Source organism: Kitasatospora sp. NPDC047058 (genome assembly GCF_040643935.1).
Taxonomy (GTDB): domain Bacteria; phylum Actinomycetota; class Actinomycetes; order Streptomycetales; family Streptomycetaceae; genus Kitasatospora.
The window spans coordinates 22,033-33,123 of record NZ_JBEYVJ010000059.1; the positions used below are offsets into that span (position 1 = coordinate 22,033).

Annotated in this window: 11 protein-coding genes; 10 read left to right on the forward strand and 1 reads right to left on the reverse strand. The window is 73.6% G+C overall.

Features of this window, described 5'->3' with window-relative positions:
* The first annotated feature begins 24 nt into the window (after positions 1 to 24).
* The 9 genes from recG to mutM all read left to right on the forward strand — a co-directional run bounded on the left by recG (position 25) and on the right by mutM (position 8,334).
* Positions 25 to 2,238: an ATP-dependent DNA helicase RecG gene (gene recG, locus ABZ885_RS12290; RefSeq protein ID WP_360186821.1), complete on the forward strand. Its 2,214-nt coding sequence runs from the start codon at positions 25 to 27 to the stop codon at positions 2,236 to 2,238.
* A gap of 145 nt (positions 2,239 to 2,383) precedes the next feature.
* Positions 2,384 to 2,917, forward strand: coding sequence for a hypothetical protein (locus tag ABZ885_RS12295; RefSeq protein WP_360186823.1), 534 nt, complete (start codon positions 2,384 to 2,386; stop codon positions 2,915 to 2,917).
* Between the two features lie 146 nt (positions 2,918 to 3,063).
* Positions 3,064 to 3,648, forward strand: coding sequence for a 16S rRNA (guanine(966)-N(2))-methyltransferase RsmD (rsmD, locus tag ABZ885_RS12300; RefSeq protein WP_360186825.1), 585 nt, complete (start codon positions 3,064 to 3,066; stop codon positions 3,646 to 3,648).
* A gap of 53 nt (positions 3,649 to 3,701) precedes the next feature.
* Positions 3,702 to 4,193, forward strand: coding sequence for a pantetheine-phosphate adenylyltransferase (gene coaD, locus ABZ885_RS12305; protein WP_360186827.1), 492 nt, complete (start codon positions 3,702 to 3,704; stop codon positions 4,191 to 4,193).
* A 196-nt stretch (positions 4,194 to 4,389) separates the two neighbouring features.
* A complete protein-coding gene (locus ABZ885_RS12310) occupies positions 4,390 to 5,553 on the forward strand; it encodes a cell division initiation protein (RefSeq protein ID WP_360186829.1) in 1,164 nt (387 codons plus the stop codon).
* A 203-nt stretch (positions 5,554 to 5,756) separates the two neighbouring features.
* Positions 5,757 to 6,401: a DUF177 domain-containing protein gene (locus ABZ885_RS12315; RefSeq protein ID WP_360186831.1), complete on the forward strand. Its 645-nt coding sequence runs from the start codon at positions 5,757 to 5,759 to the stop codon at positions 6,399 to 6,401.
* A gap of 2 nt (positions 6,402 to 6,403) precedes the next feature.
* On the forward strand, positions 6,404 to 6,577 hold the full coding sequence (rpmF, locus tag ABZ885_RS12320; RefSeq protein ID WP_035797762.1) for a 50S ribosomal protein L32: 174 nt from the start codon (positions 6,404 to 6,406) through the stop codon (positions 6,575 to 6,577).
* A 20-nt stretch (positions 6,578 to 6,597) separates the two neighbouring features.
* On the forward strand, positions 6,598 to 7,389 hold the full coding sequence (rnc, locus tag ABZ885_RS12325; RefSeq protein ID WP_360186833.1) for a ribonuclease III: 792 nt from the start codon (positions 6,598 to 6,600) through the stop codon (positions 7,387 to 7,389).
* A gap of 51 nt (positions 7,390 to 7,440) precedes the next feature.
* Positions 7,441 to 8,334 carry a bifunctional DNA-formamidopyrimidine glycosylase/DNA-(apurinic or apyrimidinic site) lyase gene (mutM, locus tag ABZ885_RS12330; protein ID WP_360186835.1) on the forward strand — a complete coding sequence of 298 codons (894 nt, stop codon included), beginning with the start codon at positions 7,441 to 7,443 and terminating at the stop codon, positions 8,332 to 8,334.
* A 44-nt stretch (positions 8,335 to 8,378) separates the two neighbouring features.
* Here mutM and ABZ885_RS12335 read toward each other — a convergent pair whose 3' ends face one another.
* Positions 8,379 to 9,302, reverse strand: coding sequence for a hypothetical protein (locus tag ABZ885_RS12335; protein ID WP_360186837.1), 924 nt, complete (start codon positions 9,300 to 9,302; stop codon positions 8,379 to 8,381).
* 304 nt (positions 9,303 to 9,606) lie between these two features.
* Here ABZ885_RS12335 and ABZ885_RS12340 point away from each other — a divergent pair, with 304 nt between their 5' ends.
* Complete coding sequence (locus tag ABZ885_RS12340) at positions 9,607 to 10,971, forward strand: hypothetical protein (protein WP_360186839.1); 1,365 nt, start codon at positions 9,607 to 9,609, stop codon at positions 10,969 to 10,971.
* The last annotated feature ends 120 nt before the right edge of the window (positions 10,972 to 11,091 follow it).

The window sequence follows — 11,091 nt, forward strand, 5'->3', positions numbered from 1 at the left end:
TCCGGTGGTGTAAACAGGGGCCTGATGGGCGCTCTCGATGAACCACTGACCAAGCTCGTCGGCGACCGGACCGCCAAGGTGCTCGCCGACAGCCTCAAGCTGCGCACGGTCGGGGACCTGCTGCACCACTATCCGCGCCGCTACGTCGAACGCGGCCAGCTCACCAGCCTGGACGAGCTGGAGATCGACGAGCACGTCACCGTGCTGGCGCGGATCGAGAAGGTCACCCTGATCCCGTTCCGCGGCCGCAAGGGGGACCGCCTGGAGGTGGTCGTCACCGACGGCCGCAGCCGGCTCTCGCTGGTCTTCTTCAACCAAGGCTGGCGGCAGAAGGAGCTCAGGGCCGGCGCCCAGGGCCTCTTCGCGGGCAAGGTCGGGGTTTTCAACCGGAGCCGCCAGCTGGTCTCGCCCGACTACCAACTCCTCGACGAGGAGGCCGGGTCGGACGCCGCGCAGCAGTTCGCCGGCCGGCTCATCCCGGTGTACGGCGCCAGCGCCCAGATGCCCAGCTGGAAGCTGTCCATCTGCGTCGAGACGGCCCTCACCAAGCACCTCGGCGACGTCGGCGAGCCGCTGCCGGCCGAGCTGCGCGAGCGGCACGACCTGATCCCGCTGCCCGAGGCCCTGGAGCTGATCCACCGTCCGCGCAGCCAGGCCGACCGCGAGCGCGCCCAGAGCCGGCTCCGCTGGGACGAGGCGTTCGTCCTCCAGGTCGCGCTCGCCCGACGCCGGGCCGCCGACTCCGCGCTGCCCGCCAAGCCGCGCGAGGCCCGGGCGGGCGGTCTGCTGGACGCCTTCGACGCCCGGCTGCCGTTCACCCTCACCGAGGGCCAGCAGAAGGTGTCCGCCGAGATCGCCGCCGACCTGGCGAGCGCGCACCCGATGCACCGGTTGCTCCAGGGCGAGGTCGGCTCCGGCAAGACGCTCGTCGCGCTGCGCGCCATGCTCGCCGTGGTCGACGCGGGCGGCCAGGCCGTGCTGCTGGCGCCCACCGAGGTGCTGGCGCAGCAGCACCACCGCTCGATCGTCGAGATGATGGGGGACCTGGCCGAGGGCGGCATGCTCGGCGGTTCGGACCTCGGCACCCGGGTGGTGCTGTTGACCGGCTCGATGGGCGTCCCGGCCCGGCGCCAGGCGCTGCTGGACATGGCCTGCGGGGACGCCGGCATCGCGATCGGCACCCACGCCCTGATCGAGGACAAGGTGCAGTTCCAGGACCTCGGCCTGGTCGTGGTGGACGAGCAGCACCGCTTCGGCGTCGAGCAGCGGGACGCGCTGCGGGCCAAGGGCGAGCAGCCGCCGCACCTGCTGGTGATGACGGCCACCCCGATCCCGCGCACCGTCGCGATGACCGTCTTCGGGGACTTGGAGACCTCGGTGCTGGACCAGTTGCCGGCCGGCCGTTCCCCGATCTCCACCCACGTCGTCCCGGCCGTGGAGAAGCCCAACTTCCTGGTGCGGGCCTGGGAGCGGGTCCGCGAGGAGGTGACCAAGGGGCACCAGGCGTACGTGGTCTGCCCCCGGATCGGGGACGAGGAGCCGGCCGAGCCGAAGAAGCGGCGCAAGGCGGCCGACGAGGACCTGGAGGACGTCGCGGACGCCGGCGCCGACAGCGACGAACGCCGGCCCCCGCTCTCCGTGGTGGAGACCGCCGGGATGCTGGTGAAGGGCCCGTTGGCCGGGCTGCGGGTGGAGATCCTGCACGGCCGGCTGGCGCCGGAGGCCAAGGACGAGGTGATGCGCCGGTTCACGGCCGGCGAGGTGGACGTCCTGGTGGCCACCACGGTGATCGAGGTCGGGGTCAACGTCCCCAACTCCACCGCGATGGTGATCATGGACGCCGACCGCTTCGGCGTCTCCCAGCTGCACCAGCTGCGCGGCCGGGTCGGGCGCGGCAGCGCGCCGGGCCTGTGCCTGCTGGTCAGCGACATGCCGGCGGCCAGCGCCGCCCGGGCCCGGCTGGACGCGGTGGCCGGCACGCTGGACGGCTTCGAGCTGTCCCGGATCGACCTCGAACAGCGCCGGGAGGGCGACGTGCTGGGCCAGGCGCAGTCCGGGGTGAAGTCCTCGCTGAAGGTGCTCTCGGTCCTGGAGGACGAGGAGGTCATCGTCACCGCGCGGGCCGAGGCCACCCGGCTGGTCGCCGAGGACCCGGAGCTGGCGGCCCACCCGGACCTGCGCACCGCGCTGGAGAGCCTGCTCGACGCGGACCGCGCGGCCTACATGGAGAAGGGCTGAGCGGGACGGCCGGACGGGCGGGGCCGGGCGGGCAGGGCCCGCCGGTCCTTCGGGGCGGCCGATTGTCAGACCCCCGGGAGAGAATGTAGTTGTTCAGGGCGCACCCTCAAGGTGCGTACCTGGCACGACACTTGGGGGTCCTGCCATGGCATTCCGTCATCTCAACGAGCTCCCGCTGGGCGACAAGGTCTTCCGGATCGAACTCGCCAGCGACGACGACCGCGAGGTCACCCTCACCCTGGCCGGCTGGCGCGAGGGGGCGGCCGCCGAGCCGCTCGCCTCGGGCCGGCTCCGTCTCCCGGTCGAGGACGTCGCCTCGCTGCGGATCGCGCTCAACCGCGCGCTCCGGGCCCTGGCGATCGTCGCCGACGTCTCCGAGCCCATCCCCGACCGTGACGTGCTGCGCGAGCTGTACCCCGGCCACGGCGCCCCCTGGGTGCCGCAGCACGAGGAGGAACTGGTCCGGCGGTTCCACGACGGCGAGACCGTCGCCCGGATCGCGGCCCGCTTCGGCCGTACGCCCGACTCCGTCCGCACCAAGCTGCGTGAGCTCGGGCACGACCCGCGCCGCCCCGAGTTCTGCCCGCCCGACGGCTGCCTGTCCTGGTCCCGGTACGCCTCGCCGGCGCTGCTCGGCGCGGCGGTCCCGGCCCAGGCGGCGGGCTCCGAGGCGAGCTGACCGTCCGCGGGCGGGATCCCGGGCCCCGGCCGGACCGGTCGGGGCCCGGGCCGCCCGCCCGCCCGTCGCGCGCCACCCGCCTTCGAGCCGGCGGGCCCGGGGCCGTATAGCGTGGGCGGGCAGCGACGAAAGGACCTCCCACCACCATGACCCGCGTGATCGCCGGGGCGGCCGGCGGCCGCCGGCTGGCCGTACCGCCCGGCCGGGGCACCCGCCCGACCTCCGACAAGGCCCGCGAGGCGATGTTCTCGACCCTGGAGTCGCTGCGCGGCACCCTGCACGGGGCCCGGATGCTGGACCTGTTCGGCGGATCGGGGGCGGTCGGCCTGGAGGCGCTGTCGCGCGGTGCCGAGCACGTCCTGCTGGTCGAGGCGGACAGCCAGGCGGCCCGGGTGATCCGGGAGAACGTCCGGACGGTCGGCCTGCCGGGCGTGCTGGTGAAGGCGGCCCGGGCCGAGAAGGTGATCGCGGGTCCGCCCCCGGAGGCCCCGTACGACCTGGTCTTCCTCGATCCGCCGTACGTCGTCACCGACGACGAGGTGCGCGAGATGCTGATCACACTCCTGGCCGGGGGCTGGCTCGCGGAGCATGCACTCGTCACCGTGGAGCGGAGCACCCGAGGCGGCGCGTTCGACTGGCCCGACGGCTTCGAGGAGCTGCGCTCCCGCCGTTACGGCGAGGGCACGCTCTGGTACGGTCGCGCCGCCGCCGAGGCCCGCCGACACCCCTGACCGGGCCGAGGAGGCCCGCAGCACCCGTCACCCCACGAGGGAGCATCCACGCCATGCGCCGCGCCGTCTGCCCCGGATCGTTCGACCCGATCACCAACGGTCATCTCGACATCATCGAGCGGGCCTCGAAGCTGTACGACGTGGTGCACGTCGCGGTCGCGGTCAACCGGACCAAGCAGGGCATGTTCACCATCGAGGAGCGGATCGCGCTGATCGAGGAGGTCACCGCGCCCTACGGGAACATCGTGGTCGAGTCGCACCTCGGCCTGACGGTGGACTTCTGCCGGGAGCGCGGCATCCCGGCGATCGTCAAGGGCCTGCGGGCCGTCAGCGACTTCGACTACGAGCTGCAGATGGCGCAGATGAACCACGGCCTGACCGGCGTGGAGACGCTCTTCATGCCGACCTCGCCGACGTACAGCTTCCTCTCCTCGACGCTGGTCAAGGAGGTCGCCTCGTACGGGGGCGACGTCTCGCACCTGCTGCCCGAGGTGGTGCACCGCCGGCTGGTCGAGCGGATCGCGGAGCGCAAGGCCGCGCAGTAGCGGGGCGCGGGCCGGGTGCGTCCGATTCTGCCGGTTCGTCACGGGTTGTCCAGGGTGTGCCCGAGCGGGCCGGTCCGGGCGTTGTGACCTCGCCCCGCAGTGGCCGTACAGTCTGTACTCCTGCCCTGCGGTGAGGTCCACCGCGCCGGGCCTGCCTCCGCCGGACCGTCGGCGGCACACGGAAAGACGAAGCCCCGTGGACGTGCAGAACAAGGTCGACGAGATCGTCGCGGCCGTCGAGAACGCCCGCTCGATGCCCATGTCGGCCTCCTGCGTGGTGAACCGAGCCGAGCTGGTCGGCCTGCTCCAGGAGCTCAGGGCGGCGCTGCCCGCCGAACTGGCCCAGGCCCAGTCGGTGATGGCCGACCACGAGCAGGTGGTGGCCGACGCCGAGGCCGAGGCCGACCGGATCATCCAGGGGGCGCACGCCGAGCGCGGTTCGCTGATCTCCGACACCGAGGTGGTCCGCCGGGCCCAGGCCGAGGCGGACCGCATCCTCGCGGAGGCGCGCTCCGAGGTCGAGACCAAGCGCGCCGAGGCCGACGACTACGTGGACAGCAAGCTCGCCAACTTCGAGGTCGTGCTGACCAAGACGCTCGGCGCGGTCGGCCGCGGCCGGACCAAGCTGCGCGGCGACTCCAGCGTCTTCGAGACCGAGTACGACGGCGAGACCGACGGCGAGGAGTTCCGGCCGCAGCCGCGGATCACCCCCAGCCCCGAGGTCGACGAGTACGTCGACGTGAAGCTGGCCACCCTGGAGAACGTGCTCAGCGCGACCCTGGAGGCGGTCGGCAAGGGCCGCGACAAGCTGCTCGGCAAGGCCCCGATCGACGAGCTGGGCGCCTACCTGGCCGCCGCCGACCAGGCCCAGCAGGCCAAGGACCGCGCCGAGGCGGTCGCGGCGGGCTTCGCCGCCGACGCCGACGGCGACGACATCGCCTGGTACCGCGAGGACGTTCCGCAACAGCAGACCTGGCCGGAGCAGTCCCCGGCTGCGGCCGGCTGGCAGGCCCCCGGCACCGACCAGTACGCGGCCGCGCAGCAGCCCGGCGGGCAGTACGCCGAGGTGTACGGCGGCGGCTACGACCCGGCCGGCCAGGGCGACCCGTACGGCGCCCAGTACGCCTACGGGCAGCAGCAGCAGCCGGGCTACCCGCCCGCCGGGCAGGAGCAGGGCGGCTACGGCTACCCGCAGCCGCAGCAGGGCTACGGCGCCCAGCCGTACGACGCCTACAACTACCCGCAGGCGCCGGCCAACCCGCCGGCCGTCCCGCAGCAGCAGGCCGGCCTGGACGAGACCAGCTTCTTCGACACCAGCATGATCGACATGACCCGGCTGCGGGAGCTCGGCGGACGCTGACCCGGCCCCGGGGGCGGCACCGCCCGGCCGGAACGGGCGGGCGGTGGCCGGGAACGGGTGCGGGCGGCCGACCGAAGTTGGGCCTGGCCGGAGACTCGGGTAGTCTGACCACTCCGGCCTCTCCGTGCCGGACCGTCGGTCTGCCCGCGCATCGCCCGGTGCGCAGCACCGCGCATCGCTTTTTCTCAGGAAGTCAGGACACCTTGAACCGCCTCGACCACCGCGACCCCCTCGTGTTCGACACGCACGAGCTCGGTCGTCGCCCCGGCTCGCTGCGCAAGGTGTCCCGCACCCTGGAGGCCCCCGAGGGCCTCGGGATCATCGATGTGATCGGCGTTCCGGAGAAGAGCGAGATCCGGCTGGAGCTCCGCCTGGAGTCGGTGGTCGAGGGCGTGCTGGTGACCGGCACCGCCGAGGCCCGCGTCGAGGGCGAGTGCGTGCGGTGCCTGGAGCCCGTCGAGGACGACGTCGACGTGGACTTCCAGGAGCTGTACTACTACCCGGAGTCCGACGAGCGCCACCGCGCCCGGACCGCCGGTGCCGAGGACCTCGACGAGGACTCGGAGGAAGAGACTTACCGTCTGGAGGGCGACTTCTTCGACCTCCAGCCGGTGCTGCGTGACGCGGTGGTGCTCGCACTGCCGCTGCAGCCGGTGTGCCAGGAAGACTGCCTGGGCCTGTGCTCCGAGTGCGGAGCGCGCCTGAGCGACGACCCGGCGCACCACCACGACGCCGTCGACCCCAGGTGGGCGGCTCTGCAGGGACTCTCCGCCGCCCCCGGCGACGAGGGTGACGGGATCAAGAACAGCGACACCCGTGAGGGTCTCGCCGAGAACCAGGAGAAGTAGCCGTGGCTGTTCCGAAGCGGAAGATGTCGCGCAGCAACACGCGCCACCGCCGTTCCAACTGGAAGGCCGTCGTTCCGGCCCTCGTGGCCTGCGACCGCTGCCACGAGCCGAAGCTCGGCCACACCGCGTGCCCGAGCTGCGGCACGTACAACCGTCGCCAGGTCCTCTCGGTCTGATCGGCGGGGTGTACGGATCGATGTCGGACGGTAACTCTTCCCGCAAGGCGGCCACCGCCTCGAAGGCCACTTCGGGCGGCGGAAAGGCCGGCGGGCCGGCTTCGACCGAATACGACGTCCTGGAAGGGCGCCTCGGGTACACACTCGAGCGCGCCCTTCTGGTACGTGCCCTGACCCACCGCTCGTACGCGTACGAGAACGGCGGGCTGCCCACCAACGAGCGCCTGGAGTTCCTCGGCGACTCGGTGCTGGGCCTGGTGGTGACCGACACCCTCTACCGCGTCCACCCGGACGTCCCGGAGGGCACGCTCGCCAAGCTGCGCGCCGCGGTGGTCAACTCGCGCGCGCTCGCCGACGTCGGCCGGGGCCTGGACCTCGGCGCGTTCATCCGGCTCGGCAAGGGCGAGGAGGGGACCGGCGGACGCGACAAGTCGTCGATCCTCGCCGACACCGTCGAGGCCGTGATCGGTGCCGTCTACCTGGACCAGGGTCTGGACGCGGCCACCGAGTTCGTCCACCGGCTGTTCGACCCGCTGATCGAGGAGTCCTCTCAGCTGGGTGCCGGCCTGGACTGGAAGACCAGCCTGCAGGAGCTCACCGCCTCGGTGGGCATCGGCGTGCCGGAGTACGTGGTCGAGGAGTCCGGTCCGGACCACGAGAAGACCTTCACCGCCGCGGCCCGGGTGGCCGGCCAGGACTTCGGCAGCGGCGTCGGCCGCTCGAAGAAGGAAGCCGAGCAGAAGGCCGCCGAGAGCGCCTGGCGGGCGATCAAGGAGAAGTACGCCGACCGCCTCCCCGGCGGCTCCGCCTGAGTCCGCAGTACCCTTCCTCCTGCCCGTTCCCGCGCGCTGGAGGCTGTTGAGGTGCCCGAACTCCCCGAGGTAGAGGTCGTCCGCCGCGGCCTGGCGAACTGGGTCGCCGGCCGGACGGTCGCCGACGTCCAGGTGCTCCACCCGCGCGCCGTGCGGCGCCAGCCGGCCGGTGCGGCCGACTTCGCCGCGCGGCTGACCGGCACCACGCTCGGCGCCGCGCAGCGCCGCGGCAAGTACCTCTGGGTGCCGCTCTCCGCCGCGGGGACGCCGGGGGCCGGGGGAGGGTTCTCGCTCATCGGCCACCTCGGGATGAGCGGCCAACTCCTCGTCCAGGACCCGGCCGTGCCCGACGAGACGCACCTGCGGGTCCGGCTCCGGTTCACCGACGGCGGGCGCGAGCTGCGCTTCGTCGACCAGCGCACCTTCGGCGGGCTCGCGGTCGAGGAGGCCGAGGACGGCGACCCCGAGGGCACGCCGGTCTCCATCGCGCACATCGCGCGCGACCCGCTCGACGTGCGCTTCGACGACGCCGCCTTCGTGGCCGCGCTGCGCGCCAGGCGCACCACGGTCAAGCGGGCGCTGCTGGACCAGACGCTGATCAGCGGGGTCGGCAACATCTACGCGGACGAGGCGCTCTGGCGCTCCCGGCTGCACTACGACCGCCCGACCGCCTCGCTGACCCGTCCGCAGGCCGCCCTCCTGCTGGCCAGCGCCCGGGACGTGATGGCCGCGGCCCTGGCCGTCGGCGGCACCAGCTTCGACAGCCTCTACGTCAACGTGAACGGCGAGAGCGGCTACTTCTCCCGGGACCTGGACGCCTACGGCCGCGAGGACGAGCCCTGCCACCGCTGCGGCACGGCGATCCGCCGGGCCGCCTGGATGAACCGCTCCAGCTACTTCTGCCCCCGCTGCCAGCGCGTCCCGCGCGCCCGCAGCGGAGGCTGAGGCCGGACGGCCCCCCGCCCCTGGCCCCGGCTGCCGGGGGCCGGTCAGCCGCTGGTGCTGAGCTCGCGCTGCGGTTGCTCCGCGTCCACGCCGCCGTGGGTGTCCTGCCCGAAGTAGGCGACGCCGACCGCCGAGACGACGGCGAGCAGGAAGCCGGCCACGCCGAGCCAGGCGAGGCCGTCCTTGGAGGAGTCGCCGAGCCAGAGCACGCCGACCGCGCCGGGCAGCACCGTCTCGCCGACCACCAGGGCGGCGGTCGCGCCGTTCACCGAGCCGATCTGCAGGGCGACGGTGTGCACGTACATGCCGCCGATGCCGCCGACCAGGATCGCGTACAGGGCCGGGTCGGAGAGCAGCGCGCCCAGGTCGAACGGCTCGACGCCGTTGAGGATGCGCACGCCGACACCGAGCGCGCCGAAGCCGAGGCCGGAGAGCAGGCCGGCGACGATCGCGCCGTTGGCGCCCATCCGCCGCACCAGCAGGCCGCCGCCGACCAGCAGCACGGTGGTGACCAGCAGCAGCCACCAGTGGAACTCCATCGCCGCGTGGTGGCCGCCCTCCGGGCCGGCCGAGACGGCCAGCAGCACCAGGGCCGAGCAGAGCACGCCGATCGAGGCCCACTCCAGCTGCTTGAGCCGGATGCCGAGCAGCTTGATGCTCAGCACCGCGGTGATCACCAGGTTGGCGCTGATGATGGTCTGCGAGAGGAACAGCGGCAGCAGCCGCGCGGCCAGCGCGCCGAGCCCGAAGCCGATGAAGTCGAGCACCGTGCCGAGGATGAACTCCCAGGTGACGGCGGCCTTCGCGGTGGAGGCGAGGCTCGGCCCGCCGTGCGCGGTGGTGCCGGCCGACGAACCCCCGGCGGCGGCCTCCTCCCGGGCGGAGCGCCGTGATCCGACGGCCTGCAGGACCGAACCGGTGCCGTAGCAGGCGGAGGCCGCCACGGCGGTGACGAGGCCGATGAACACCCAGTGCTCCGATCGAGAGAAGCGGTCAAGAGAAGGTCAAGGGACCGAGGTACGGCTCCCACTATGCCCGGTGGCGGGGTAGCGTCGGAGCGCCCTCGGCCTGCCCCGGGAACGCCCGGGCCCCGCCGGGAGGTACGTCCGGGCAGGTGGCCGGGTTCCCGCCGGCGGTGCGGTCCGGGGGCGGCCCGGGGAAACATCATCCCCGAGGAGGGGTCGGCCCCCGGCGGACGGTGGGGGTGGTGCGCAGCGGCCGTACGCGAAGGGTATGCCCTGGCGGGACGTCGGTGGCGGTAGCGTCGATGGCATGAGAACCCTCGCTCGACGACGTTCCCGGGGCGCCGGGCCGCTGGCCCTGGTGGCGGCGCTGCTCGGGCTGCTGCTCCTGCTGGCCCCGGCGGCCTCCGCGGCCGGCGGACTGGACGACGCCGCCTCGGCGCTCAAACAGGGCCGGGTGTACGTCGACCCGGCGATGACCGACCGCTTCGGTCCGGCTCAGGCCGACGCCCTGACCGCGAAGATCCGCAAGGCCGACAAGCCGATCTTCGTCGCGGTGGTCCCGGCCGCCGCCCCGTACGGTGCCCAGACGGTCTTCAACGACCTGCGGACCAAGACCGGGATCACCGGCACCTACGCGATCTGGCGCGGCGACGCGTTCCAGGCCCGCTCGGACCACGAGGCGATGCCGCCCGGAAGCGCCGAGCGGATCGCGGGCGCCTCCTTCCGCTCCCACCCGGGCGACATCGGCGCGACCCTCGACGACTTCGTGGACACCGCCGCGCCCCAGGTCAAGGGCCACGGCGTGAACGGCTCCGCGGGCGGCTTCCCGGCCGCCGCGGTGGTCGTCCCGCTGGCCCTGCTGGCGCTCGCCGGCGCCGGCGTCTTCCTGCTGTTCCGCCGGGCGAAGAAGCGCAAGGAGGAGCGGCGGCAGGCCGAACTGGCGCAGCTGCGCCGGGTGGTGGACGAGGACATCACGGCCTTCGGCGAGGAGCTCGACCGGCTCGACTTCAACCCGGGCGCCCCGGACGCCGACGACGTCCAGCGCACCGACTACACGCACGCCCTCGACTCGTACGAGCGGGCCAAGCGCAGCATGGACGAGGCGAAGGGGCCGGAGGACGTCAAGCCGGTCACCGAGGCGCTGGAGGACGGCCGGTTCGCGCTGGCCACGCTGGCCGCCCGGCGCGAGAAGCGGCCGCTGCCGGAGCGCCGCCCGCCGTGCTTCTTCGACCCGCGGCACGGCCCGTCCGTGCAGGATGCCGACTGGGCCCCGGCCGGCGGTGCGGCGCGCACCGTCCCGGTCTGCCGGGCGGACGCCGACCGGCTGGCGGCCGGCCAGGACCCGGACATCCGCACCGTCCCGACCGAGCACGGCCCGCAGCCGTACTGGAACGCCGGCCCGGCGTACGGGCCCTGGGCGGGCGGCTACTTCGGCGGGTTCGGCGGCGGCGGGCTGCTGCCCGGCCTGCTGGTCGGCACCATGCTCGGCTCGATGATGAGCACCCCGGCCTACGGTGCCCCGGTCGACGCGGGCTCCGACTACGAGGGCGGCGACTACTCCGGCGCCGACTACGACTCCTCCGACTTCGGCGGCGGCTTCGACGGCGGTGGCGGGGACTTCGGCGGCGGCTTCGACGGCGGCGGAGGCGGGGACTTCGGCGGCGGGTTCTGACCCGTCGCGGAGGAGTCCGGGCCGTGACGCCCGCAGTGCGGCCCAGCCGCTTGTTCTCGCTGACCAGTGCGGCCTGGGTGTACTGGGCGATCATCAGGCCGGAGTCCACGCCCGGGTCGT

Bases quoted from the DNA above. Each gene is read 5' to 3' on its own strand.
- recG (WP_360186821.1), top strand. From the start codon at position 25: ATGGGCGCTCTCGATGAACCACTGACCAAGCTCGTCGGCGACCGGACC.
- ABZ885_RS12295 (WP_360186823.1), top strand. From the start codon at position 2,384: ATGGCATTCCGTCATCTCAACGAGCTCCCGCTGGGCGACAAGGTCTTC.
- rsmD (WP_360186825.1), top strand. From the start codon at position 3,064: ATGACCCGCGTGATCGCCGGGGCGGCCGGCGGCCGCCGGCTGGCCGTA.
- coaD (WP_360186827.1), top strand. From the start codon at position 3,702: ATGCGCCGCGCCGTCTGCCCCGGATCGTTCGACCCGATCACCAACGGT.
- rnc (WP_360186833.1), top strand. From the start codon at position 6,598: ATGTCGGACGGTAACTCTTCCCGCAAGGCGGCCACCGCCTCGAAGGCC.
- ABZ885_RS12340 (WP_360186839.1), top strand. From the start codon at position 9,607: ATGAGAACCCTCGCTCGACGACGTTCCCGGGGCGCCGGGCCGCTGGCC.